Raw genomic sequence first — 25518 nt, 5'->3', positions numbered from 1 at the left:
GCGGGACGGTGCGGACGATGGGCGAAACCCTGAAGCTGTTGCAGTTCGGCGACTCGGTCTTCCCGGTCGGCGCCTTCTCCTTCTCCAGTGGGCTGGAGATGGCCGTCGAGCACGGTGTCGTGCACGACCGGACGACCCTTCAGGACTACGTCCGGACGGTCACCCGGCTCGCCGCCACCGGGGACGGTGTCGCCCTGCTCGTCGGGCACCGGGCCGCCCTGGCCGGGGACCTCGACCGGATCCGGTGCGCGGACGAAGCCGTCCACCAGCGCAAGATCAACGAAGAGATGCGGACGATGTCCGTGCGGATGGGGCGCAAGCTGGCCGAGGCCGCGACCCGGATCGTCGGTGAGACGCTGCTCAAGAAGCGGCTCGGTGAGTCGGCGAGCGGCACGCCCGTCACCTACCCGGTCGCGCTCGGCGTGATCTTCGCCGATCTCGGGGTGCCCGAGGAGGACGCCTTCGCGGCCCACCAGTACGGCGCGGCGTCGACGGTGCTCAGCGCCGCGATCCGGCTGATGCGGGTCGACCATATCGACGCGCAGTCGATCCTCTTCGCGGTCAACGAGAAGGTCACCGACGACTACCGCGACGTACGCACCGCGGAGCTGGACGACATGCAGACCTTCGGGCCGCACCTCGACGTCCTGGCCGCCGCGCACCAGCACATCCACGTGCGGATGTTCATGAGCTGAACCCCGCATTTGCCGGAACCAAGAACCGTACCGAGAAGGACAGGACACAACATGAAGTCGGCAAGTCGTATCGGCGTCGGCGGCCCGGTGGGCAGCGGCAAGACCGCGATCATCGAAACTGTCGTGCCGCGGCTCGTGGAGAACGGGCTGCGAATACTGGTGATCACCAACGACGTGGTCACCACTGAGGACGCGAAGCACGTCCGGCGGGCGCTGACCGGGGTCCTGGTCGAGGAGCGGATCATCGGTGTGGAGACCGGGGCCTGCCCGCACACGGCGGTGCGGGAGGACCCGAGCATGAACCTGGCCGCCGTGGAGGACATGGAGTCCCGGTTCCCCGACAGCGATGTGGTGCTCATCGAGAGCGGTGGGGACAACCTCACGCTGACGTTCAGCCCCGCCCTTGTCGACTTCTTCATCTACGTCATCGACGTGGCCGCCGGTGACAAGATTCCGCGCAAGAACGGCCCGGGGATCTCCAAGTCCGACATCCTCGTGATCAACAAGACCGATCTCGCGCCCTACGTGGACGCCGACCTCGGCGTCATGGCACGCGACGCCGAGATGATGCGCAACGGCAAGCCTGTCGTGTTCACCAACTGCAAGACGGGCGAGGGTGTCGACGAGCTGGTCTCGCTGATCCGGCGCAACGCGCTGTTCGACGCCGAAGTGGTCGCATGACCACATTGGACAATGCTCGGGAGCTGGCGCCGTACCAGGACCAACCGGCCCAGCTGCCCGCGGCGTCCAACGGCAAGGTCGGTGTGCTGCGCCTCGGCTTCGAGCGGCGCGGCGATCGGACGATCCTGCACGACCTCTACCGGCAGTCACCGCTGCTGGTCCAGCGGGCGCTCTACTGGGACGAGGAGATGCCGCAGCTGCCCTGCGTCATGATCCTTACCACCTCCGGCGGTGTGCTCCAGGGCGACCGCCTGCACATGGACGTGACCCTCGCCCCCGGCAGCCAGGCGCACCTGGTAACCCAGTCCGCCACCAAGATCCAGGAGATGGACGCGAACTACGGCTCGCAGACCCACACGTTCACCCTGGCCGAGGACACCTACCTCGAATACCTCCCGGAGCCGGTGATCCCGTACCGGGCCAGCCGGTTCGCCACCGACACCCGGGTGCGGCTGCCGGAGAGCGCCACAATGCTCTACGGCGAGATCCTGCAACCGGGCCGCAAGTACTACCGCGACGGCGAACTGTTCGCCTACGACCTCTTCTCCTCCTCGCTGCGCGCGGAGCGCCCCGACGGGCGGCAACTGTTCGTCGAGAAGTTCGTGGTGACCCCCGGGCAGAACCCGGTGGCACGGGTCGGCGTGATGGACCGCTTCCACATCTTCGGCAACGTCGTGCTGCTCACCAGCCCCGAGCGGGCCGCCCGCGTCTTCGAGCGGACCTCGACCCCGCTCTGGGACGAGCAGACCCCACTGGCCAGCGCTGTCAGCCGGCTGCCGAACGACGCGGGGCTCGTATTCAAGGTCCTGGGGCAGGAGACCGAGCCGGTTCGCGCAGCGGTACGCGCCTTCTGCGTGGCCGCGCGGGAAGAGGTGACCGGCAGGACCTTCCCGCCGGCGTTCAGCTGGCGTTGACGGAGAGGGAGAACGTCGTGACCGCAGTGGTGCAGGGCTGGGACAGGCTCGCCGACCACAACCCGTTGGTCGGGTTCGTCGACGCCTGCCTGCGTGGCCCCGCGCAGGTCGTCCTGCAGAACAACCCGCTCACCGGCCTGCTGATCCTCGTCGCGGTCGCCTGGGGTGCCATCGACAGCGGGCAACCACGGGTCTTCGGGGGAGGGGTCGTCGGTCTGCTCGTCGGCACGGCCACGGCAGTCGTCCTCCAGGTCGACAACGCCTCGCTGCGCAAGGGACTGTTCGGCTTCAGCCCGTTCCTGACCGGCATCGCGGTGCCGACGTTCCTGGACGACAGGCCGCTGATGTGGCTCTATCTGGTGCTCGGCGCGATCGCCACGACAGTGGTCACACTGGCCCTGAACACGATCTTCAAGACGTGGGGGCTTACCGCCTTCACCATGCCGTTCGTGCTGACCACCTGGGTGCTGCTGATGGCCGCGTACCAGTTCGACAGGTTCACAGTGCTCACCAACCTGAAGCCGATGTTCCCTGGCGAGGGGCAGCTGACCGGTGGTCGCTTCGACTGGGACCTGATCCCCACCTTCCTGCGCGGGGTGTCCCAGGTCTTCCTGATCAACAGCTGGGTCACCGGGTTGATCATCCTGATCGCGCTGCTGATCAACTCCCGTTGGTCGGCCCTCTTCGCGGTGATCGGCGCCGTCGGCGCGACACTGCTGGCGCTCTGGTTCGGCGCCGACGCGGCTTCCCTGGACAAGGGTCTGTTCGGCTTCAACGCGGTGCTGACGGCGATCGCCGTGGGCGCGGTGCTGCACCGACCCGGCGCGCTCGTGACTGTCTACACGCTCTTCGGAATCGCGCTCACCCTCTTCGTCCAACTCGCCCTGGCCACAGTCCTCACACCGCTGGGCATCCCGGTGCTGACCGGGCCGTTCAACATCGCCACCTGGTTGCTGCTGCTGCCCAAGCGGCACTTCGCGCCGGTGCCCAACCACGAACGCGTCAAGGAGTCCGTCGTCACCGCGGTGCGACACACCGTCTGACGTACCGAGAGGAGAGGTGAGCTCCCATGCTCGCTCAGGAAGCGGTGAACTCGGGCGACACCGCCTGGGTGCTCGTCTGCACGGGCCTGGTGCTGTTCATGACCCCCGGCCTGGCCGTCTTCTACGGCGGGATGGTCCGCACCCGCAACGTGCTCGCCATGCTCCAGCAGAACATGATCGCCCTCGGCGTCGTCAGTCTGACCTGGGTGCTTGTGGGATACACGATCGCCTTCGGTGACGACGCCGGCAGCGGCCTCCTCGGCAACTTCGAACTCTTCGGGCTCACCGACCTGCGGGTGCCGCCCGCACCCCACCTGCACGTGGTCGCCGGTCAGGTGACCATTCCCACCCTGGCGTTCGTGGCGTACCAGATGATGTTCGCGGTGATCACACCCGCGCTCGTCACCGGCGCCACCGCCGGCCGGCTGAAGTTCCTCGGCTGGGTGGTGTTCATCGCCATCTGGTCCATCGTGGTCTACGCGCCGATCGCCCACTGGCTCTGGCACCCCGACGGCTGGCTGGCCCGGTTCGGCACCCAGGATTGGGCCGGCGGCATGGTGGTGCACGCCTCGGCGGGCGCCGCCGTCCTGGCCACCCTGCTTGTCGTCGGACGCCGCCGGGGCTGGCCACACACGGCCGCACCGCCCAACTCGATCCCGCTGACCATCCTCGGTGCCGGCATCCTCTGGTTCGGGTGGTTCGGCTTCAACGGCGGCGACGGACTCCAGGCCAACGGTGTGGCCGCCCAAGCGGTGATCAACACTCACCTCGCGGCCGCCGCAGGCATGCTCGTCTGGCTGGTCGCGGAGCGCGCCAAGGACGGCCACAGCACCGTCGTGGGCGGCGTCTCCGGGGCCGTCGCGGGCCTCGCGACAATCACACCCGCCGCCGGGTACGTCAACACGCTGTCCGCAATCGCCATCGGCGCGATCGCCGGCATCGTCTGCCACACCGCGCTGCGGTTGAAGTACCTGCTGCGGCTCGACGACGCGCTCGACGTCCTCGCGGTCCACTTCGTCGGCGGCATGCTCGGCTCACTGCTCGTCGGCTTCTTCGGCAACAGCGGCACCAACCCGCTCGGCAAGGACGGCATCTTCTTCGGCGGCGGCGGATCCCTGCTCTGGCACCAGTTCGCCGGAGTGGTCTGCGTGGTGATCTTCTCGTTCGTGCTCAGTTGGCTGATCGCCGCCGGCGTGCAGTCGGTCATCGGCCTACGTGCCCCGGCCGACACCCAGGACAACCTCGACCACGCCCAGCAGGGCACCGAGGCCTACCACCTGGGCGGCGTCGCCGGCCTCAACGGCACGGGCGCGCCCGAGCGGCGCCGGGAACGACACGACCGCCCCACCGCCCCGCCCGCCCGGCCCACCCGACCCGGCCAGACGCCGCAGCAGGTCCGACTCGTCACCGCGACTGTGGACCCGGCGCGACTGCCGACCACCCGGGAGCTCCGCGAAGCACTGCTCGGCGCGGGCGCCACCTCCATCGTCGTCTCCGACGCCACAGTCTCGACCGCCCATCCCGCCGCCCGCGCGCTGCCCCGGGGGTACTGGCTGGACCAGGACCTCCTGGACCGCGCCCGGGTCGAGATCCTTGTGGAGCGCGACGCGGTGCCGGCCGTGTTGGACGTGCTCGGCCAGTACGGCGCCGACCGGTCGGACAGCTTCGTGCAGGACGTCCAGCCCGCGACGGACGTGCGCTGACCGGCACCCGGGCCGGCGTCGCACCGCGCGCCGGCCAGGCCCGCCCCGCCACGCTCGACCATGATCGGCTCGTCCCGGCCGTGACGGCTCGGCGACCGTCGATGCCCTCGCTCACGACCGAGGATGCCTGCGACATCCTCGGTCGTGAGCAGGTCATAGGGTGATCCCGTGGCGACCCTTCTGCTTCTGCGACACGGCCGGACCACCGCGAACGCGGACGGTGGGCTGGCCGGCCACCAGCCCGTCGAACTGGACGACACGGGCCGGGCCCAGGCGACCGCCGTCGGCGAACGACTGCGGGCGGTGCCGCTCGCGGCGGTGGTGACCAGCCCGCTGATCCGCTGCCGGCAGACCCTGGAGTTGGCGCTGCCGCAGGCCACCCCGACTGTGGAGCCGGGGTTGATCGAGTGCGACTACGGCAGTTGGGAGGGGCAGCCGCTCAAGAAGCTCGCCAAGGAGCCGCTCTGGCCGGTTGTCCAGCAGCGCCCGAGCGCCGCGGTCTTCCCCGACGGCGAGGCGATGGCGGCGATGGCGGCGCGTGCCGTGGCGGCGGTGCGCTCGTGGGACGCCCGGGTCAGCGCCGAGCACGGGCCCGAGGCGGTCTGGTTGGCGTGCAGCCACGGCGACGTGATCAAGGCGATCGTGGCGGACGCGCTCGGCGTACACCTGGATCTTTTTCAGCGGATCGTGGCCGACCCGGCGTCGGTGACCGCGATCCGTTTCACGCCGCTGCGGCCGTTCGTGGTGCGGCTCAACGACACCGGCGGCGACCTGACCGCGCTGGTGCCGCCGCCGCGCAAACGGCGCCGGCGGGCGACCCGCGCGGCCGACTCGGACGCCGCCGTCGGCGGCGGGGCCGGCGGGACCCCGTGAGCCGCGTCACGAGTGCCCGCGTGGCCGCCACGCCCGGCTGCAACCCCTCGTACGCCGGGCGCGCCGCCCCTGCGGCGATTCGGGTCGGTGGGGTGCGCGACGCGATGACGGGCCGGATAGGGTCGTGGGTATGACCCACCAGGTGCACGCCTTCGAACCGCCGGAGCGGTTCGTCGCCGGGACTGTCGGGCCGCCGGGGGAGCGCACGTTCTTCCTGCAGGCCCGGGGCGGCGGCAGGCTGGTAAGCGTCGCGCTGGAGAAGGTCCAGGTGTCCCTGCTCGCCGAGAAGCTGGAAGAGCTGCTCACCGAGGCGCAGCGCCGCTTCGGGGTGGACCTGCCCGAGCTGGCGCCGGTGGTGGGCGACAACGAGCCACTGGACACGCCTGTCGACGAGGAGTTCCGGGTCGGGACGCTCGGGCTGGCCTTCGACGTGGACACCGCGACGGTGGTGATCGAGGCGATCGCCGCCGGCGAGGTGGAGCCCGAGGTCGAGTTGGGCGACGAGGACGACGACTCCGACGACGACGACGATGACGACGAGCCGGACGAGGACCTGGACCGCCTCCGGGTCCGGCTCACCCCGCAGGCCACCCGCCAGTTCATCGAGCGGGCCCGGCGCGTGGTCAACGCGGGCCGGCCGCCGTGCCCGCTGTGCGGCCAACCGTTGGATCCCGCCGGGCACCTGTGCCCGCGGCACAACGGTTACCACCGGTGACCTCGTCCGACGTGCAACCCCGCCAGGACGGCGATGCCGCGCTGCGCCTGCTGCGCGACGGCACGCTCGACCTGGAGGGGCGGCTCGTCGACGCGTCGAACACGACACTGCGCGGCATCCTGACCCTCGACGGCGCCACGGCCCGCTGCGTCTACAAGCCGATCCGCGGCGAGCGCCCGCTGTGGGACTTCCCGGACGGCACCCTGGCCGGCCGGGAGGTGTCGGCGTACCTGGTCTCCCGGGCCACCGGCTGGGATCTGGTGCCGCCCACGGTGCTGCGGGACGGCCCGTTCGGCCCGGGCTCCTGCCAGCTCTGGATCGACGAGCCGGAGGACGCCGAGCCGCTCGTCGGGTTCGTGCCCGCCGACGAGCTGCCGCCGCGCTGGTTCCCGATCGCGGCGGCCCGCGACGACGACGGCGCCGCGTACGCCCTCGCTCACGCCAACGACCCACGACTGGCCCGCCTCGCGGTGCTCGACGCGGTGATCAACAATGCGGACCGTAAAGGCGGTCACGTGCTTGTCGGCGCGGACGACCGGATCTACGGCGTGGACCACGGGGTGAGCTTCCACGTCGAGGCCAAGCTGCGCACGGTGCTGTGGGGCTGGGCCGGCCGGCAGCTGCCACCGGATGCCGTGGAGATGCTGGACGGGCTGGCCGGGCAGGTCGCCGGGGATCTCGGCGCGGAGTTGGCCGACCACCTGACCATCAGCGAGATCGCCGAGTTGGCCGCGCGCATCGACGGTCTGCGGGAGACCGGGCGGTTCCCGCAGCCGCCCGAGGACTGGCCGGCCGTGCCCTGGCCACCCATGTGACCCGCTGTCATCTTGATCACTGGTAGGGCGGCACGAGCGTCCCGCTGGCATAGCTAGGCTGAGGCCATGGAGTCTTGGGCGGGACACGAGGTGCCACGGCTGCCTGACAGGGGCGAGCCGCTGGCGTTGTACGACTCGGCACGGCAGGGTATCCACCCGAGCGAGCCGGTCGACGCGGGCAGCATGTACGTCTGCGGCATCACCCCGTACGACGCCACCCACCTCGGCCACGCCGCCACCATGATCACGTTCGACCTCGTACAGCGGATGTGGCGCGACGCCGGCCGTCCCGTGCGCTATGTACAGAACGTCACCGACATCGACGATCCGCTGCTGGAGCGGGCCGACCGCGACGGCGAGGACTGGGTGGTCCTGGCGATGCGCGAGACGGCGCTGTTCCGGGAGGACATGGAGGCGCTGCGGATCATCCCGCCCGACCACTACGTGGGCGCCGTCGAGTCGATCCCGGAGATCGCCGACAAGGTCGAGGTGCTGGTCAAGGACGGGGCCGGCTACCGGCTCGACGACGGCACCGGCGACATCTACTTCGACATCTCCGCCACCGGCCGGTTCGGCTACGAGTCGAACCTGACCCGCGAGCAGATGCTGGAGATCTTCCCGATCAACGGCGGCGACCCGGACCGGGCCGGCAAGCGCGACCCGCTGGACCCGCTGCTGTGGCGCGGCGCCCGCGAGGGTGAGCCGTCCTGGCCCGGCGGCGAATTGGGGCCGGGCCGCCCGGGCTGGCACATCGAGTGCGCTGTCATCGCGTTGAACCTCCTCGGTGACACGATCGACGTGCAGGGCGGCGGCAACGACCTGCTGTTCCCGCACCACGAGGCGTCCGCCGCGCACGCCGAGCGGCTCACCGGCCAGGCGCCGTTCGCCCAGCACTACGTACACGCCGGCATGATCGGCCTGGACGGCGAGAAGATGTCGAAGTCCCGCGGCAACCTGGTCTTCGTGTCCCGGCTGCGCGCCGACAAGGTCGACCCGATGGCGATCCGGTTGGCGCTGATCTCCGGGCACTACCGCAGCGACCGCACCTGGACCAACGACGTGCTGACCGTCGCCCAGGACCGCCTGGCCCGCTGGCGGCAGGCCGCCGCCGCACCCGCCGGCCCGTCGGGGGCCGAACTGCTGGCCGGGGTACGCGAGCGCCTCGCCGACGACCTCGACACCCCCGGCGCCCTGGCGGTGGCCGACCGCTGGGCCGACGCGACCCTCGCCGGCGCCACAGATGACCCGGCCGCCCCGGCCCTCTTCGCGAACACGGTGGACGCCCTCCTAGGCATCCGCCTCTAAACCCCCGCCCCCGCCTGCTCCGCCCGTTCCGCCTGGCCCCGCCCCGCTGCGCTCGTTCCGCCTGCCCCTGTCTTGCTCGCCCTGCCTCCCCATGCTCCGTCCGCACATCGCCCCGTCGATCTTGCACTTTCGGTCGCCGGTATGGACTGCTCCGCCCCTTTTGTGAGGGCAGAAACTGCAAGATCGCGGGAGCGTCGACGCGTGGACCCGGAATCCCGGGGGCGGGGCGGGTTCCGGGGCGGGATAGGGCGGGGAACTCAGCCGAGGACCAGGCCCGGGTTGGGGTCGGGGTCTGGGGTTGGGGCGGGGATCTTGTACTCCTCGGTGAGGGTGGTCATGGGGCCGGGCCAGGTGGCTTGGGCGACCTCGATCGGCTTGCGGTGCCCGTCGTAGGCGACGTGCAGCAGGTGCAGCACCGGAGTGTCGGGCCGGATCTGGAGCGTTTCGGCCTCCTCGCGGCTGGGCTGCCGGGCGCTTATCGTGTCGGTGGCCGAGACGTAGCGCCGCCCGGTGGCTTCCTCGGCTTCCTGGTAGAGCGGGCGCCCGAACGCCTCGGTGCGCTCCAGCGAGGTGCCGGCGGTGTCGGTGGGCAGGAACCAGGAGGCGCCTACCTCGACGGGGGAGTCGTCGGTGCGTACGAGGTGGCGGCGGCAGAGCAGGTCGGTGCCGTCGGGCACTCCGAACGCGTCGGCGACCTCGGCGGGGGCGGGGGCGCGGCTTACCGAGACGAGTTGCTGGCGGTATCGGGCGGCCAGGTCGGTGTGATAGCCGCGGAAACCGCCGTACCGGCCTCGGGAGAGCCTGTTGAGTCGGCGCCGGGTGCCCCGGACGTACGTACCGGAGCCGGGTTTGGTGATCAGGATGCCCTCGACCCGCAGCTGGTCGACGGCGCGTTGCGCGGTCTGCTTGGCGACGCCGAACATCTCGGCGATGGCCGGGATGGATGGCAGTCTCTCGCCCGGCGCCCAGTCGCCGCGGCGGACCTGGGCCTTGAGCTGCGCGGCGATCTGCCGGTGGGGGAACTCGGCGGCCCCGGGGTTGATCTGCACATCCGCCTCCTTGATCACAGCTAGGTTCCTAGGATGCCCTAGCGGGCGTGACGCCGCCACCCCAGACACGCGAAACAGGACCGCGAGAACGAGTACGGGCCCCGGACTCGAAAGTCCGAGGCCCGCACCCAACGGGAGGGAGGTGTTACCAGGAGCCGGCGGTGGGGCCGGCCGAGCCGCCTCGGCGCCGCAGGTACTTCTCGAACTCCTGGGCGATCTCGTCACCTGTCAACGGGGTGATGCCCTCGTCGCCGACCCGTTCCTCCAGCTCGCGGACGTACTCGCCGAGTTCGGCGTCCTGCTCGGCGGCGCTGCGCACCCGCTGCTCCCACTCGGCGGACTCCTCGGCCAGGTCGGCCATCGGCACCGGCAGGTCGACGACCTCCTCGACGCGGTGCAGCAGGGCGAGGGTGGCCTTGGGGCAGGGCGGGTTGTTGGCGTAGTGCGGCACGTGCACCCAGAACGAGACGGCGTCGACCTCGGCGCGGGTGCACGCGTCGTGCAGCACCCCGACAATTCCGGTCGGCCCGTCGTATCGGGTGGGCGTGAGCTGGTAGCGCTCGGCGGCCTGCGCGTCGGAGGCGCTGCCGCTGATCGGCAACGGCCGGGTGTACGGCACGTCGGCAAGCAACGCGCCGAGCAGCACCACCCGTTCCACCTCGAGGCTGTGACAGATTTCCAACACCTGCTCGCAGAACGTCCGCCAGCGCATGCTCGGCTCGATGCCGCGGATCAGCACCACGTCACGGTCGGTGCCCTCCGGGCTGGCCACCATGAACCGGGTCGTCGGCCACTCCACCCGCCGGGTCTCCCCGTCGGCCATCGTGATGGTGGGCCGGCTGACCTGGAAGTCGTAGAAGTCCTCCGGGTCCAGCTCGGCGAGCTGCCGCGCGTTCCAGACCTGTTCCAGGTGCTCGACGGCCGCGGTGGACGCGTCGGCGGCGTCGTTCCAGCCCTCGAAGGCGGCAATCGCCACCGGGGACCTCAGCACCGGCAGTCCGTCGAACTTGGTCACGCCGTCACCTCACCCTGCTCGTGGCGGCCGACACCGGGGCCGCGCCCGGTCGTCGGGCCGTGGTGCACGGCGGAGTCCCTGTTGTCCTTCACGTCCGCCAGCCTACGTGCCAGGCAGGGACCCGGCCCGTCGGCCGCGCCGGTCCGGTCCGGCCGGGGGACGGTCATATCATCCCGAATCGGACAGGGTGATTCGCCCGACACAATGTGGGATCGGGCTCCGAGGGTAGCCGGGTAGGACCGTAGCAGCACTAACCTGAACGGGTGCGGACTTCGTTGATGGATGTGCTGGCCAATCGGATCCTCATCACCGATGGGGCGATGGGCACGATGCTGCAGGCCGCGGACCTCACGCTCGACGACTTCGACGGGCTGGAGGGGTGCAACGAGATCCTCAACGTCACCCGGCCGGACGTGGTGCGGGGGGTGCACGACGCCTATCTGGCCGTCGGCGCGGACTGCGTGGAGACGAACACGTTCGGCGCAAACCTGGCCAATCTCGCCGAGTACGACATCCCGCATCGCATTCGGGAGTTGTCCGAGGCGGGTGCCCGGATCGCCCGGGAGGCAGCCGACGCGGCGAGCACCCCGCAGCGGCCCCGGTACGTGCTGGGCTCGATCGGGCCGGGCACCAAGCTGCCCACTCTCGGCCACGCCGACTACGCGACACTTCGCGACGCGTACCAGGAAAACGCGGCCGGTCTGATCGTCGGCGGCTCCGACGCGCTGATCATCGAAACCTGCCAGGATCTGCTCCAGGTCAAGGCGGCGGTGGTCGGGTCGAAGCGGGCGATGGCCGAGCTGGGCCAGTCCGTGCCGATCATCTGTCACGTGGCCGTGGAGACGACAGGCACGATGCTTGTCGGCAGCGAGATCGGCGCGGCGCTGGCCGCGATCGAGCCGCTCGGCGTGGACCTGATCGGGCTCAACTGCTCCACCGGCCCGGCCGAGATGAGCGAGCACCTGCGATACCTGTCGCAGCACTCCCGCATCCCCCTGTCGGTGATGCCGAACGCCGGCCTGCCGGTGCTGACCGCCGACGGGGCATACTTCCCGCTCACTCCCGTGGAGTTGGCGGACGCGTTGGAGCGGTTCGTCACCGAGTACGGCGTGGGGCTCGTCGGCGGCTGCTGCGGCACCACCCCGGAGCACATCCGGGTGCTCGCCGAGCGGCTGCACGGCGTCACCGCCCCGGCTCGAGAGCCCCAGCACGAGGCGGGTGTCTCGTCGGTTTACCACCCGGTGCCGTTCGCGCAGGACGCGTCGGTGCTGATGGTGGGGGAGCGGACCAACGCCAACGGTTCCAAGGCGTTCCGGGAGGCGATGCTTGCCGCTGACTGGCGGGCCTGCGTGGAGATCGCCCGCAGTCAGGCGCGCGACGGCTCGCACCTGCTGGACCTGTGCGTGGACTACGTCGGCCGGGACGGCACGCAGGACATGCGGGAGCTGGCCGGCCGGTTCGCCACCGCGTCCACGTTGCCGATCATGCTGGACTCCACCGAGCCGAACGTCGTCGAGGCCGGGCTGGAGATGCTCGGCGGCCGGTGCGTGGTCAACTCGGTGAACTTCGAGGACGGCGACGGCCCCGACTCCCGGTACGCGCGGGTGATGCCTGTCGTGCGCGAGCACGGCGCGGCAGTGGTGGCGCTGCTCATCGACGAGGAGGGGCAGGCGCGTACCCAGGAATGGAAGGTCCGGGTCGCGGGCCGGCTCATCGACGACCTGACCGGCCGGTGGGGCATGGACCGGTCCGACATCCTCATCGACGCGCTGACCTTCCCGATCGCCACCGGTCAGGAGGAGACCCGCCGCGACGGCATCGAGACGATCGAGGCGATCCGGGAGATTGCCCGCCGCTACCCGGGGGTCAACTTCACCCTCGGCATCTCGAACATCTCGTTCGGGCTCAACCCGGCGGCCCGCCAGGTGCTCAACTCGGTGTTCCTGCACGAGTGCGTGCAGGCCGGGCTGACCTCGGCGATCGTGCACGCCAGCAAGATCCTGCCGATGTCGAAGATCCCCGACGAGCAGCGCGAGGTCGCACTGGACCTGGTCTACGACCGGCGCCGCGAGGGGTACGACCCGGTGCAGCGCTTCCTTGAGCTGTTCGAGGGCGTCGACGTGACAAGCGCGCGGGCCAGCCGGGCGCAGGAGTTGGCGGCGCTGCCGCTCGACGAGCGGCTCAAGCGGCGGATCATCGACGGTGAGCGCAACGGCCTGGAGGCCGACCTGGACACGGCGATGGCCGGCGGCCGAGCCCCGCTGTCGATCATCAACGACATCCTGCTCGACGGGATGAAGGTCGTCGGCGAGTTGTTCGGCTCCGGGCAGATGCAGCTGCCGTTCGTGCTGCAGTCCGCCGAGGTGATGAAGACCGCTGTGGCGTACCTGGAGCCGCACATGGAGACCACCGACGACGGCGGCAAGGGCCGCATCGTCCTCGCGACCGTGCGCGGCGACGTCCACGACATCGGCAAGAACCTTGTCGACATCATCCTGTCCAACAACGGCTACGAGGTCGTCAACATCGGCATCAAGCAGCCGATCAGCGCGATCCTGGACGCCGCCGAGCAGCACCGCGCCGACGCGATCGGCATGTCCGGGCTGCTGGTCAAGAGCACTGTCATCATGAAGGAAAACCTCGCCGAGATGGCCACGCGCGGGGTCGCCGAGCGCTGGCCCGTCCTGCTCGGTGGGGCGGCGCTGACCCGGTCGTACGTCGAGGACGACCTGCGCGCGATGTACCCCGGGCAGGTCCACTACGCGCGGGACGCCTTCGAAGGGCTGTCCCTGATGGACCGGGTGATGACCGCCAAGCGCGGCGGCGCCCCGGTCATCGACCCGGAGCGGGAGGCGGCCCTGGCGACCCGGCGGGCGCGCCGGGAGCGGCAGCGCTCGGTCGTCTCCGAGTCGCTGCCGGAGCTGCACGACTCCTCGGTCCGCTCCGACGTGGCCGCCGACGTGCCCGTGCCCACCCCACCGTTCCTGGGCACCCGTGTCGTCAAGGGCGTGCCGATGTCCGACTACGCGGCGCTGCTCGACGAGCGGGCAACCTTCCTCGGGCAGTGGGGGCTGCGCGGCGCCCGGGGCGGCAGCGGTCCGTCCTATGAGGAGCTGGTGGAGACCGAGGGCCGGCCGCGCCTGCGCTACTGGCTGGACCGCCTCATCTCCGATCAGGTGCTGGAGGCGGCAGTCGTCTACGGCTACTTCCCGGCGTACTCCGAGGGCAATGACCTGGTGGTGCTCGACGAGAACGGGCACGCGGAGCGCGCCCGGTTCTCGTTCCCCCGGCAGCGCCAGGAGCGGCGGCTCTGCCTGGCCGACTTCTTCAAGCCCAAGGGCGACCAACTCGATGTGGTCGCGTTGCAACTGGTCACCGTCGGCCAACCCGTCAGCGAGTACGCGGCGAAGCTGTTCGCCCGCAACGAGTACCGCGACTACCTGGAGGTGCACGGCCTGTCCGTGCAGCTCACCGAGGCTCTCGCCGAATACTGGCACCGGCGCATCCGCAGCGAGATGACCCTGCCCGACGGTCGTCCGCTGGGCCACGACGACCCGACGGACCTGGCCGGCATCCTGCGCAACGACTACCGGGGCTGCCGGTACGCGTTCGGCTACCCGGCCTGCCCCGACCTGGAGGACCGAGCGAAGATCGTGGATCTGCTCGGGTCCGAGCGGATCGGTGTGGAGCTGTCCGAGGAGTTCCAGTTGATGCCGGAGCAGGCCACCGACGCGATCGTGGTCCACCACCCGGAGGCCAGCTACTTCAACGCCAAGTAGCGGGACCAGGTGTCCTGACCTGCACCTGAGGCCGCCCGCAAGGCCGCTGAACCCATGATCATGCCGTCTCCAGGCCGTCAGCGGTAGGCCGGTGGCCTGCCCTTACCACGATGGCTTCAAGCTAGCTAACACCAACGGGCCGGAACCTCGCCATCACGGGACCGATTGCCGCGACGTTACTGAGGTGCCCGGGTGGCCGGAACCTCATGTGGGCAGTCGACGGGCACGGGGGTGATCTCGCGGGGCCCACTGGTTTCCCGGCGAACGTCGAAGCGCACGCAAATGTTGTAGTACACCTCGTCGCCGGCCAGCCAGCCCTCAGACGCGCGGCCTACCATCATTACCTCTACCGTGGCCAGTAGGCCCACCCCACGCTCGTCAGGATCGTGGACCAAGGAGGTGAGCCGCTCGCCTTCGGTTTCGGCGACAAGCCGGTTGAGCACGGACTGGTTGCTTTTCCAGCCCTTCAGACTGAGTGAGTCGGTCGCCCATGGCTCGGTTTCGTGGGCGACCTGTTCGGCCCTCTCCAAGACCCTATCCCGAGCACTGTCGTGGCCCGAGGGGGCGCATCCAGCGGAAGGCAGCACAACGAGACAGACCAGCAGCGCGCCGACGCCTGTCCGCCCCCAGCGAGCCGGATCAAGCACCCGTCGACTATCGATGATGTGTCGCAACATGGTGCCAGAACATCCCCGATTCCGTCGTCAAGCATCCGTCCGAATACTCAGCGCGGGCCCTGAGTCGCCATGACTCGCAAGCTACTGCAGATGGCCTCATCCGGAGTGGACCTCGGCTGCTGCGAAAGCTCCTCGTCTCAGTCGGCACCAATGCCGCATTTGCCACGTGGTGGGTGACTTAACCGAGTGACGACGGGTACGAGCAGCGACGGAGTCGCCTACCTGTTTCCAACCGTCGAGTTGGCCGGCCACATCGGACCGAACCTGATCCCACGTGGCAGATGGCGGCAGGGCGTAAGCCGCCGTCCAGCGCACCCCGGCCACTGCCGCCGCACCCAGCGTGGTGGGGGCGGGCGCGGCGTTGCTCGCACTCGCGGCGTCTGCGTCGCCCCGCCGCCACGTGCCTTCGATCAACGTGAGGCCGGCAGCCTAACCGGAGAGCCGCAACGCAGAGGTGGGGGCGGCTACCAGGTTTCCCGTACGAAGGGGCCAGCACCAGCCGGCGCACCCAAGTGCTTGACCCTTCAAACTTCCACCGGTAGCAACCGGGGGAGGCCTCAGTACGGCTGACCGCACACCTTCCAGGCGCCATCCTCCTTCACCAGCGGGATCGCGCGCTGGTCGGTGAAGCCGCTATCCAGCGTCAGGGCCATCTGTACCGTCGCCGACGTACGCCCGTTGACGTTCTGCACGTTGATGCCGTTGACCTTGTGGCTGCGGATCTGCGGCTGCTTGGCGACGCCCTGGACGAAGGCGTCCCTCGTGAAGTTGCTGCGCGTGCCGTTGCACAACAGTCCGTACGCCGCGTCCGCGTCGCCGGCCTCCAGGTCGGTGACGAACGACTCGGCGGCCTGCCGCGCCGGATCCGTCGCTGCCTTGACTCCCTTGAAAAGGAAGAAGCCGCCGACGCCGGCCCCACCGCAGCACAGCACGACGACCACGCCTACGACGATCAACACGGTGCGTAGCGTCCGCCGCTTCGGTGGTGGGGGCGCCGGATGCGGGTACGGGTGGGTCATAGGTAGCGACGGTAAGGGATGCGAGAAACTCTCGATCCCCCCGAACGGTTGATCTTCCGTCGAGGTCCGCGTCTCTGCCCTGTCAGGACGCGAATGGGTACGCCTGTCGGCGACCGCCGCATCGACGTCCGAAGCTGGTCGGCCAGCCGGTGGACATCGACGACTTGCCCCAGGCGGACCCAAGGTCGTCGTGCTGCACCTTGCTCGCCCGGCCAGGCGCTGGCGTCAGCGTTCGGCGCGTGCTTCGGTGAAGGTGTAGCCGTCCGCGTGCTCGGCGAGGAACGCGCTCGCCTGCCGTGCGCTCCGGAAGGACAGGGGGGCCAGGGCGGCGAGCAGTCCGACGACGAACACGGCGACGAGGACGAAGCCCGGTGCCCACCGGAGGAACGCCTGCCCGACCTCAAGCAGCGCCAACCCGCAGAGCGGCGGCAGGAACTTCGGCTGGTCGATCAGATGCCTCGCGACCACGGGCAGCAGCGGCCGATCCTCGTCACGGCGCGCGTCGGTGCCACGTACCTGCCGGGCCAGTTGCCGGCGACGAGCCCAACTCGCCGTCCCCCATACCCGGGCGCGGGCGTTACGCCGGTAGTAACCGTTGCGCACCAGCCACCAGGAACTGCCGCCCATCAAGGCCACCCCGGCGACGCAGAGGAGGAAGCCGACGACGCCCGCCCAGTCCGGCCGGTCGCCGTGCCAGAATCGCGAGTCTTCGGCAAGGAGGCCGGACTCGGTGAGCACGACGGTCAGGATCACGAACACGGCCGACCCCGCGACGGTCAGCGCGGCCACCAGCAGCAGAAACCGGCCCCACCCCTGCCGCACCCACTGATCCAGCGACCCCAGCAACCCGCCATCGTTCATGTCCGCGCTCCGTCCACTCTCGACGTTTGCCGCGATACTATCCGCTCACGGTGGTCACTTTCCCGACCGGAATCCCGCCCTGATCCGCAGCAACGACGAGCCCGGCCGTGCGAAGGGGTCGTCGCGGTGGAGCTACAAGGCGCAGGCGCGTGGTGCGGTCTTCGCGGCTTGGAACGACTCTTCGATTTTCCTGCGGCGGCCGGCCACCAGGACGAGGCGGTGTAGCGGGACGACCTCGGGTGCCCAACAGCGGTAAAGGCCAGCTCACCAGTCCTGCCACCCACTGGCACGGCAGCCCGGCAGTGATCATCCGAGACACCAACTGCGGCTTGGGCGTAAGCCGCACCTGCTCAGGGACACCGGCCCCGGCGCGACGCTCGGCGTCGCACCAGGGCCTGGGCAATTAGAGCGCCTTGTCGAGCATCGCGTGACGAGCGTCGGTGGCGTAGACGAGGCGCACGGCGACCTGACAGTTGTCGATCTTCCCGGCAGTGCCCGACTACTGCCGCTGGACGCCGACAGTGTGCCGGCCCTTCGTCAGATCGCCCGCCCCAGCTGTGATGGGTCCGAGGAACTGCTCGACTCCTCTCCTGCGGTGCAACGCGCCCCATCGGGTCAGATGGTGACGACGATCTTTCCCGCCGGGTGCCCGTGCCGGAGGTGTCGGATCGCGTCCGCCGCCTGGCTCAGGGGATAGGTGCGGTCGACCGCCGGGGTGAGCGCCCCCGATTCGATGAGGGTTCCCAGCTTGCTCAGGTCTTCGGTCCGCTCGACAGCACTCACGCTGCGCAGCCGTTGGCCGATGAACAGGGACAGCAGCGGCGCGCGAACCATCTGCCGGTCGTAGCCGCTGAGCACCGGGCCCTTGGTGTACGAGCCGCCGACAAGCGCCAGCGTCCCGTGTGGGGTGAGGGCGCGGCGTAGGAGAGAGAACGGCCGGTCGCCGCCGGCGTCGATGACCACGTCGTAGATCGGGCCGTCGCGGTCGACCTCCTCGCTTGTGTAGTCGAGGATGTCGTCGGCACCGAGGGAGCGTACGAACGCGGCAGTGGCCGGCGTGCAGACGGCGGTGACCGTCGCCCCGTACGCCTTGGCGATCTGCACGGCGTGCGACCCGACACCGCCGGACGCGCCGATGACCAGCACGCGGTGCCCCCGGTGCACCGCGCCGCTGTCGCGGACCGCGCGTAGCGCCGTCATCCCGGAGACCGGCGCGGCGGCGGCCTGCGCGAATGACACGTTTGCCGGCTTACGGGCCAGCCGCCGCTCCGGCGCGCTCGCGAACTCGGCGTACGAGCCGCGCAGGCAGGTGCCGTACACCTCGTCGCCGGGCCGGAACCGGGTCACCCGGGCGCCGACCGCGGCCACCACCCCGGCCAGGTCCCGGCCGCGTACCGGCACCCGGGGCCGGTGCAGCCCGCTGGCCAGCCGCGCCATATAGGGGCGGCCGGTCATGAAGATCCAGACTCCGGGGTCGACGCCAGCGGCGCGGACCTGGACGAGGACGTCCTTGTCGCCCACGGCCGGCTTGTCGATGTCGCGTAGGTGGAGGACGTCGGTTGGGCCGTAGCTGTCCTGGACGATGGCCTTCATGGTGCCGTCTCCTCGGGGTACTGGAACACGTCGTCGAGCCGTACGCCGAACACGCGGGCGATCTTGAACGCCATCTCCAACGACGGCGAGTAGCGGCTCTGCTCGATGGCGATGACTGTCTGCCGGGTCACGCCGATCCGGTCGGCGAGCTCGGCCTGGGTCATCTCGTCGTGCGCGAAGCGCAGCGCGCGGATGCTGTTCGTGACGCGGGTCGGCTTCACCACTGCGGGACGCCCCTGCGGTAGACGATCACCTTGGCCAGGGAGCCGACCGCCGCCGACAGGACAAAGCACAGGTAGATGACGTTGGCGATCCAGAACCAGTCCCACTCGGCCAGCGCCATCAGCATCGCCGACACCGCGCCGATGACCACGAACGCCTGGCCGACGTGGTCGCCGAGCCGTCCGATCTCCCGGTCGCGTACGTCCTTGACCCGGGAAGCGCGCGGGTTCACCACGCCCATACCGATCTCGGCCACGATGTTGGCAAGGATGGCCGCGCCGATCGTCCACAGCAGAGCGCCGGCGTACGGGGTGGCGGTGAGCGGTCCACCGTCGGCCCGGCTCAGGACGATGGCGGCGTAGACGGAATACCCCGCCACGCTGACCACCAGCATGATCCAGGATCGTTTTTCCTCGTGCGTCACGGTCGCCTCCCCTGTAAAGAATTCTTGACACGACCACAGTATGACGACTTTGACATCATGTCTAGAAACTTTTACATCGGAGTTGGCTCCTGGTCGGGTGGCAGGGGCCAACTGGGATGCGAAATGGCTGTCGGGCGTCCCGCGAAGCGATCAGTCGCTGTCTATGGCCAACCTGCCGGCATGCCTCCAACCGGACGCAACCCGTCCGGCGAGACGATCATCAGTTGGGTAGTGGACAGGGGTCGGCGCAGCGGCGGGTCGACTCAGGCGCCGCCTCGGAGGGGCATGAGCAGGTCGATCCGGTCGTGGCGGCGGTAGTACTCGATGCTCGGGCGAGTGTCGTCTCGGTCTCCCGAGCGCCGCAACTGTTCAAAGGTCGGGGTGAGCAGGGCATAGGCGGCGGGTTGGGGACCGCGCACGGTTGCGCGCAGGTATTGGCCTCCCGGCACGACGCCTGATTGCAGGCCGAGTTGGTCAGGATCGTCGCCCGCTCGGATCTGGACACAGCAGCGGTAGATGCCGGCGTCGTCGAACACGCCGAGGAATCTGCGGCCTCGCAGCGACCCGAGCAGGGCTTCCAGGTGGTCCCAGGCTGGCCCGATCTCGTCTGATCCGTCTTTGGCGGCCACGAACATGACAGGTGTCTCGGTGCGCTCGACTCGCCCGAGCGATAGCTCCATGTGCGGCCTTCCTCCGGCGTGTGGACCGTGTCGCATAGAAGCTACTCACGGCCTCTGACACGCGTGTCCCGGGAATCAGGTTCCGGTGGGCGGCACGGATCAGGGCAGGTCGCGGAGGGCTCATTGTTGCCTGCGGGTCAGTACGGCTGACCGCACACCTTCCAGGCGCCGTCCTCCTTCACCAGCGGGATCGCGCGCCGGTCGGTGAAGCCGCTGTCCAGCTTCAGGGCCATGTTCACGGTCCCCGAGGTACGCCCGTTGACGCTCGACACGTTGACGCCGTTGACCTTGTGGCTCTGGATCTGTGGCTGCCTGGCGACGCCCTGGACGAATTCGTCCCTCGTGAACGCGCTGCGTGTGTCGGTGCACAAGAGTTCGTACGCCGCGTTGGCGTCGCCGGCCTCCAGGTCGCCCACGAACGCCTCGGCGGCCTGCCGGGCCGGATCGGTTGCGGCTTTGAGGCCCTTGTACAGGAAGAAGCCGCCGGTGCCGGCGCCGCCGCAGCACAGCACGACGACCACGCCCACGACGATGAGCACGGTCCGCAGCGTCCGCCGCTTGGGGGGTGGGGGCGCCTGGTACGGGTAGGTCATAGGTAGCGACGGTAAGGGATGCGAGAAAGTCTCGATCCCTCCGAACGGTCGATCTTGCCGTGGCGGTTCGCGCGTCCGTCCGGTTGGGCGCGCATCGGTACGTCCACCGGCGACCACCCGCATCGATGTTCCGAAGTGGACAGGCGGCCGGCGAGTATCGACGACCGGCCCCTCTGCTGTGATCCGGCTGTGGTCCGGCTGTGGGTCGTTGGTGGTCAACTGCCCCCGATCAGTGGTGCCGCCGGCTCACCCCGCCCAGCACACTCCCGGAGGTGACCACTTACCCGGCGAAAAAGAAGATCGGCAATCTCGGTGCCGTTGGTATCGCCGCCGCGATCTCGGTCCTGCTGTGCTGCGGCGTCGGCACCATAGGGGCGCTCACCACCAACGACGGCGACAAGAAGCCCGCTGCGGCGGCCACACAAACCGCCTCGCCGGCAAACGACCGCCTCGCGGAGGACGAGAGCGCCACGCCTGACGCGACTGCCACGCCTGACGCGCCACCGTCCACGATTCCAGAGCCTGCCGCTTCCAGCCCGACACCGGACCCGCAGAACACCACCGGTGAGACGACACCTCGGCCGATCGTGAAGCCGACGACCACCAAGCCCAAGCCGAAGACGACGACGGCAGCGCCCAAGCCGAAGACGACCACGGCGAAGCCGAAGCCGAAGCCCACGACGGCGAAGCCGAAACCGCCGTCGGTGGCGACGGTGCATCCGGGGGCGTTCTGCTCCAAGCAGGGCGCGCGTGGTGTGACGAAGACCGGTAAGGCAATGGTGTGTACGACCACCGCGGCGGACTCCAGGAAGCGGTGGCGAGCGGCCTGATCAGCAGCAACGACAGAGCCCGGCCGCCTGGATACGGCCGGGCTCTGTGATTACGGGCAAGCGCCGCAGGCTAGACGGCGCTCTCGCCGAACGTCTCGCGCACAGCCGGCTCCAGCGGTCGGCCGGTTGTCGGCTCGATGAACAACTCGGCGAGCAGGAGGTCGGCGAGGTAGGTCGGGTTGACGCCCGACTCCCTGCGGCCGAGCGCCTGGAGCGCGCCGCCGAGGCGCAGGGCGGCCTTCGCCGCGCCGGCCGGTATCCGCGAGACCCGGCGGGGCCGACCGACCGCCGTGGCGATGCGTCCGATCATGTCGTTCCAGGTCAGGTTCTCGTCGGCCACCGGGATGTCGTCGCCGCTGGCTCGCTCCAAGGCATCCACCGCGACCTCGGCGACGCTGCGCGCGGAGGCCGCGGCGCTTCCACCAACAGGAGCGACCAGAGGTGTACGCGAGCGCGCCCACCGATCCAGCGGCCCGGCCCAGTTGGGCAGTCGGTCACCGGCACGACCGAAGACGAACGGCAGTTCGAGGACGGCGACCGGCAGATCGGGCCCGGCGGCCTCCCGCCCCTCCCGGGCCTGCTCCACCCGACACCGGATGTACGTGTGCCGCTCGGCGAGCCGCCACTGCGGATGCAGCCTGTCGAAATAGGTGTAGTACGAGCCCATGACGACCCCGCGGGTGAGGCCCTCCAGTCGCGCGGCGGTGAACAGGCGCACGACCGGCTCGACGTTGTCGAGGCGGAACTGCGGATAGATCGGCTTGGGCAGCGGTCGTTGCTCCTCGGTGCGGGTGGCGTAGACGACTCCGTCATGGTCGGCCAGCAGCGGGCGCAACTCGTCGACCGAGGCGGACTCCACGTCGACCAGGTGGTCGATACCCGCACGGGCGGTACGCGCCACAGTGGTCGCGGCGTGCCCCCGCTCCCGCAGCACCTCCACGACATGCGCGCCGATCAGGCCGCTGCCACCCACCACGAGAATCCGCACGATGCATGGTCCACTCTGGATATAGGTCACTATCAAGTGACCGCCGGCTGGTGTACGACCGCGACGTCAGCGGCTGTCCGGTCCGGCCGTACCCGTGCGGGGCCAGTCGCGCCGCCGTGGGCCCGGCCCGGACACTGTCCGCGGCCGGGCCCACGCCCGTTCAGCCGGTCAGGATGAACCTCTCCCAGGCGCCGATCGACGTGCGGTTGGCGATCAACGCCCCCGCCCCGGCGTTCTCGGCGGCCACGATCTGGTTGTTGACAGTGGCGCGCAGGCTGACCGTCCCGTCGGTGTTGGTGACGAGCTGGAACGTCTCCCACGCGCCGACCGTCGTGCGGTTGGCGACAAGCGGGTCGGCGCCCGCGTTCTCGGCGCAGACGTACAGGCCGGTGGCGCGGGACCGCAGGGCGATGGTGCCGTTGCCGGCGTCCACCCGGTCGAACTGCTCGGTCGACCCGACGGTGGCCTTGTTGGCGATCAGCGCGGTGGTCGAGTTCGGCGCGCTGACGTACTGGTTGTTGACCTGCGCCCGCAGGCTGATCCCGGCGGTGCCGCCGGTGCCGGTGGTGAAGGTGAACGCGTCGACGTCGAACAGGTAGCCCGAGCCGCCCTTGAACACCAGGTACAGCGTGGTCGTCGAGGCGGGTGGGTTGGTGATGGCGCCGGACACCTCGGTGAAGGTCTCCCAGTTGCCGGTCACCGGCACCGCGACGGTGCCCAGCAGGGTGCCGGTGGCCGACCCGGCGCGTACCTCGATGGTGCCGCCGGCGCCCGCCGAGGACGCCCGCACGGTGAAGCGCGTCGCGTTCGACAGGTTGTACGGCTGGTACGAGATCCAGTCGTTGTTCTCGATGAATCCGGCGGTCCGGCCACCCTCGGCGCTTGTGTGCTCGGTGGCCTGGACACCCGACTGGGCGCCGAAGTGCTCACCCTGGCGGTGTTTCGGTTGCAGGGTCTTGATGCTGTGCGTGGTGAGCGCGCCGTTGTCGGTGTAGGCGGCGTCGAAGACGCCGTAGATGTTGGCCGCCGCGTCGTGCTCACCGTCCGTGGGTACGGTGATCGTGCCGCTGCACCCGTTCTTCGAGGTGATCTGGTGGGCGTGGCTGTCGTGGCCCAGCGCGTACGTCAGGCTCACCTTCGAGCAGTCGATCGTGCCGTCCTGCGGGTCGCTCACCGTGATCTGGTACGGCACCGTGTCACCGAAGCTGAACAGCTGCCCGTCGGCGGGCAGGGTGAGCGTCACGGTCGGCGCGGTGTTGCCCACGGTGACGACCAGGCTCGCTGTGCCGGACAGACCGGTCGGGTCGGTGACCTTCAAGGTGGGGCTGTACGTGCCGTTCGTGGTGTACGTCTTGGTGGGGTTCGCCGCCGTCGACGTGGTGCCGTCGCCGAAGGTCCACAGGTAGCTCAGTGCCCCACCCTCGGGATCGGAGCTGCCGGCCGACGAGAAGTTGACAGTCAACGGGTTGGCCCCCGACGTGGGGTTCGCCGAGGCGACAGCGATCGGGTTGCGGTTGCCGCCGCCGATGTACTCGATCCTGAACAGCGCCTGGTTGTTGGAGCCGGTGCCGTAGTCCAGCACGTACAGGGCGCCGTCCGGGCCGAAGGCCATGTCCATGACCTGTGTGCCGCTCCACGGGAAGTTGGAGATCTCCCCACGGGAGCCGTCGGAGTTGACGGCGATGGCCTTGATCCAGCGGCGGCCGTACTCGCCGGCGAAGAACTGCCCGTTCAGCGAGGCGGGGAATTTGATGCTGGAGTTGAGCGACGCGTCGTACCGGTAGACCGGCCCGCCCATCGGGGACTCCGAGCCGCTGCCGAACTCCGACGGCGACCCGGAGTCGCCGGCGTACTTGATCCAGGCCGGCTTCGCCGCGGGCAGCGTGGTGAGGCCGGTGTTGCGGAACGAGTTGTTCGTCGGCCCGCCCGTGCAGTTGTACTTGGACTGCGACGGCCCGGACGGGAACGTGTATTCGTTGTATGTTTCCGTGCTCGTGTTGGTGCCCGTGCAGTACGGCCAGCCGTAGTTGCCGGGCGCCGTGATCCGGTTGAACTCGACCTGACCCTGGGGGCCCCGGCTGGAGTTCGTGGACCCGGCGTCCGGCCCGTAGTCGCCGAGGTAGACGACGCCGGTGGCCTTGTCGACGCTCATCCGGAACGGGTTGCGCAGGCCCATCGCGTAGATCTCGGGGCGGGTGTTGGCAGTGCCGGGCGCGAACAGGTTGCCGGCCGGGATCGTGTACGTGCCGTCGGTCTGCGGCTTGATCCGCAGCAGCTTGCCCCGCAGGTCGTTGGTGTTGGCCGCCGTGCGCTGGGCGTCGAACTGCGGGTTGCGGTTGGTCCGCTCGTCAAGCGGCGCGTAGCCGGACGACTCGAACGGGTTGGTGTCGTCGCCGGTGGTCAGGTACAGGTTGCCGGCGGCGTCGAAGTCCAGGTCACCGCCGACGTGGCAGCACTGCCCACGGTCGTTGGCGACCTGGAGCACGATCTTCTCGCTGCCCATGTTGAGCGTGTCGTCGGTGTTGAGGGTGAACCGGGACAACCGCAGGTGCCCCTTCCACCGGTCCCAGTCCGACTGCGAGCCGGTGGTGGGGGCGTCCCCGGACGGGGTGCTCAACGTGGGGGAGTAGTAGAGGTAGATCCACCGGTTGGTGGCGAAGTTGGGGTCGACGGCGACGCCCTGCAACCCCTCCTCGTCGTGCGTGTAGACCGACAGCGTCCCGGAGACCTTTGTGTTGCCGGCCACGTCGGTGACCCGCAGGACGCCGTTGCGGGCGGTGTGCAGCACCGAGCGGTTGGGCAGGACGGCAAGGGACATGGCCTCACCGAGCTCCGCCGAGCCGGTGGCGAGTTTGACCTGCTGGTAGTCGGATGCGGGGATCACCACCGCCTGGGCGGGGGTTGGTGCGGCAACGGCCAGGAGCACGCCCGCGGCGGCGGTGAACGCCGCGACGAGGGCCCGGGGCCAGCGCCGGGGGTACGAGAGCATGATCGTCCTTCCTCGACGACCAGGGCCGGGCGTGCGGGGGCGCACCACGGCCGGG

Annotated in this window: 23 protein-coding genes; 10 read left to right on the top strand and 13 right to left on the bottom strand. The window is 69.7% G+C overall.

The features are described 5' to 3' along the window. The first annotated feature begins 17 nt into the window (after nucleotides 1-17). The 9 genes from ACFY2Q_RS20315 to mshC all read left to right on the top strand — a co-directional run bounded on the left by ACFY2Q_RS20315 (nucleotide 18) and on the right by mshC (nucleotide 8744). Nucleotides 18-695: an urease accessory protein UreF gene (locus tag ACFY2Q_RS20315; RefSeq protein ID WP_387132392.1), complete on the top strand. Its 678-nt coding sequence runs from the start codon at nucleotides 18-20 to the stop codon at nucleotides 693-695. Nucleotides 696-746: 51 nt separating this feature from the next. Further along, nucleotides 747-1376: an urease accessory protein UreG gene (gene ureG / locus ACFY2Q_RS20310; RefSeq protein WP_387132390.1), complete on the top strand. Its 630-nt coding sequence runs from the start codon at nucleotides 747-749 to the stop codon at nucleotides 1374-1376. Beyond that, nucleotides 1373-2290, top strand: coding sequence for an urease accessory protein UreD (locus tag ACFY2Q_RS20305; protein WP_387132388.1), 918 nt, complete (start codon nucleotides 1373-1375; stop codon nucleotides 2288-2290). Before ureG ends, ACFY2Q_RS20305 begins: the two co-directional genes overlap by 4 nt. Nucleotides 2291-2307: 17 nt before the next feature. Then, complete coding sequence (gene yut, locus ACFY2Q_RS20300) at nucleotides 2308-3333, top strand: urea transporter (protein WP_387132386.1); 1026 nt, start codon at nucleotides 2308-2310, stop codon at nucleotides 3331-3333. Nucleotides 3334-3359: 26 nt separating this feature from the next. Continuing rightward, on the top strand, nucleotides 3360-5036 hold the full coding sequence (gene amt, locus ACFY2Q_RS20295) for an ammonium transporter (RefSeq protein WP_387132384.1): 1677 nt from the start codon (nucleotides 3360-3362) through the stop codon (nucleotides 5034-5036). A gap of 168 nt (nucleotides 5037-5204) precedes the next feature. Continuing rightward, nucleotides 5205-5909 carry an MSMEG_4193 family putative phosphomutase gene (locus tag ACFY2Q_RS20290; RefSeq protein WP_387132382.1) on the top strand — a complete coding sequence of 235 codons (705 nt, stop codon included), beginning with the start codon at nucleotides 5205-5207 and terminating at the stop codon, nucleotides 5907-5909. Between the two features lie 130 nt (nucleotides 5910-6039). Continuing rightward, the gene (locus ACFY2Q_RS20285) at nucleotides 6040-6624 is read left to right on the top strand and encodes a DUF3090 domain-containing protein (RefSeq protein WP_387132380.1); all 585 of its coding nucleotides are present in this window, start codon (nucleotides 6040-6042) and stop codon (nucleotides 6622-6624) included. After that, nucleotides 6621-7439, top strand: a complete 819-nt coding sequence (locus ACFY2Q_RS20280) for an SCO1664 family protein (protein ID WP_387132378.1) — start codon at nucleotides 6621-6623, stop codon at nucleotides 7437-7439. Before ACFY2Q_RS20285 ends, ACFY2Q_RS20280 begins: the two co-directional genes overlap by 4 nt. A gap of 66 nt (nucleotides 7440-7505) precedes the next feature. Further along, nucleotides 7506-8744, top strand: coding sequence for a cysteine--1-D-myo-inosityl 2-amino-2-deoxy-alpha-D-glucopyranoside ligase (gene mshC, locus ACFY2Q_RS20275; RefSeq protein ID WP_387132376.1), 1239 nt, complete (start codon nucleotides 7506-7508; stop codon nucleotides 8742-8744). 257 nt (nucleotides 8745-9001) lie between these two features. Here mshC and ACFY2Q_RS20270 read toward each other — a convergent pair whose 3' ends face one another. Together ACFY2Q_RS20270 and ACFY2Q_RS20265 are read right to left on the bottom strand one after the other, a co-directional pair. Then, nucleotides 9002-9793, bottom strand: a complete 792-nt coding sequence (locus ACFY2Q_RS20270; RefSeq protein WP_387132528.1) for a GntR family transcriptional regulator — start codon at nucleotides 9791-9793, stop codon at nucleotides 9002-9004. 145 nt (nucleotides 9794-9938) lie between these two features. Then, nucleotides 9939-10808: a PAC2 family protein gene (locus ACFY2Q_RS20265; RefSeq protein WP_387132374.1), complete on the bottom strand. Its 870-nt coding sequence runs from the start codon at nucleotides 10806-10808 to the stop codon at nucleotides 9939-9941. 278 nt (nucleotides 10809-11086) lie between these two features. Here ACFY2Q_RS20265 and metH point away from each other — a divergent pair, with 278 nt between their 5' ends. Beyond that, complete coding sequence (gene metH / locus ACFY2Q_RS20260; protein WP_387132526.1) at nucleotides 11087-14587, top strand: methionine synthase; 3501 nt, start codon at nucleotides 11087-11089, stop codon at nucleotides 14585-14587. A 176-nt stretch (nucleotides 14588-14763) separates the two neighbouring features. Here the strand turns inward: metH and ACFY2Q_RS20255 are convergent, their stop codons facing one another. From ACFY2Q_RS20255 to ACFY2Q_RS20205, 11 genes are all read right to left on the bottom strand, one after another. Next, nucleotides 14764-15117, bottom strand: a complete 354-nt coding sequence (locus ACFY2Q_RS20255) for a hypothetical protein (RefSeq protein WP_387132372.1) — start codon at nucleotides 15115-15117, stop codon at nucleotides 14764-14766. A 704-nt stretch (nucleotides 15118-15821) separates the two neighbouring features. Then, a complete protein-coding gene (locus ACFY2Q_RS20250) occupies nucleotides 15822-16283 on the bottom strand; it encodes a hypothetical protein (RefSeq protein ID WP_387132370.1) in 462 nt (153 codons plus the stop codon). Nucleotides 16284-16508: 225 nt separating this feature from the next. Beyond that, nucleotides 16509-17144: a hypothetical protein gene (locus tag ACFY2Q_RS20245; RefSeq protein ID WP_387132368.1), complete on the bottom strand. Its 636-nt coding sequence runs from the start codon at nucleotides 17142-17144 to the stop codon at nucleotides 16509-16511. Nucleotides 17145-17759: 615 nt separating this feature from the next. Continuing rightward, nucleotides 17760-18737 carry an NAD(P)-dependent alcohol dehydrogenase gene (locus ACFY2Q_RS20240; protein WP_387132366.1) on the bottom strand — a complete coding sequence of 326 codons (978 nt, stop codon included), beginning with the start codon at nucleotides 18735-18737 and terminating at the stop codon, nucleotides 17760-17762. Then, the gene (locus ACFY2Q_RS20235; RefSeq protein WP_231922508.1) at nucleotides 18734-18901 is read right to left on the bottom strand and encodes a helix-turn-helix transcriptional regulator; all 168 of its coding nucleotides are present in this window, start codon (nucleotides 18899-18901) and stop codon (nucleotides 18734-18736) included. The genes ACFY2Q_RS20240 and ACFY2Q_RS20235 overlap by 4 nt, the downstream gene beginning before the upstream one ends. Nucleotides 18902-18954: 53 nt before the next feature. Then, on the bottom strand, nucleotides 18955-19383 hold the full coding sequence (locus ACFY2Q_RS20230) for a hypothetical protein (protein WP_387132364.1): 429 nt from the start codon (nucleotides 19381-19383) through the stop codon (nucleotides 18955-18957). 263 nt (nucleotides 19384-19646) lie between these two features. Continuing rightward, entirely contained in the window at nucleotides 19647-20063 is a 417-nt protein-coding gene (locus ACFY2Q_RS20225; RefSeq protein WP_387132362.1) for a hypothetical protein, read from the bottom strand. Between the two features lie 137 nt (nucleotides 20064-20200). Continuing rightward, nucleotides 20201-20656 (bottom strand): DUF4878 domain-containing protein, encoded by a 456-nt coding sequence (locus ACFY2Q_RS20220; RefSeq protein WP_387132360.1) that lies wholly within the window; start codon nucleotides 20654-20656, stop codon nucleotides 20201-20203. Between the two features lie 280 nt (nucleotides 20657-20936). Then, nucleotides 20937-21395, bottom strand: coding sequence for a hypothetical protein (locus ACFY2Q_RS20215; RefSeq protein WP_387132358.1), 459 nt, complete (start codon nucleotides 21393-21395; stop codon nucleotides 20937-20939). A 161-nt stretch (nucleotides 21396-21556) separates the two neighbouring features. After that, nucleotides 21557-22474 carry an NAD-dependent epimerase/dehydratase family protein gene (locus ACFY2Q_RS20210; protein WP_387132356.1) on the bottom strand — a complete coding sequence of 306 codons (918 nt, stop codon included), beginning with the start codon at nucleotides 22472-22474 and terminating at the stop codon, nucleotides 21557-21559. Nucleotides 22475-22634: 160 nt separating this feature from the next. Continuing rightward, nucleotides 22635-25463, bottom strand: a complete 2829-nt coding sequence (locus ACFY2Q_RS20205; protein WP_387132354.1) for a PQQ-dependent sugar dehydrogenase — start codon at nucleotides 25461-25463, stop codon at nucleotides 22635-22637. Nucleotides 25464-25518 lie beyond the last annotated feature (55 nt).

The sequence above is a fragment of the Micromonospora sp. NPDC000316 genome (genome assembly GCF_042898885.1).
In the GTDB taxonomy this organism is placed as follows: Bacteria; Actinomycetota; Actinomycetes; order Mycobacteriales; family Micromonosporaceae; genus Micromonospora.
This window is presented reverse-complemented; position numbering and strand designations above follow the sequence as displayed.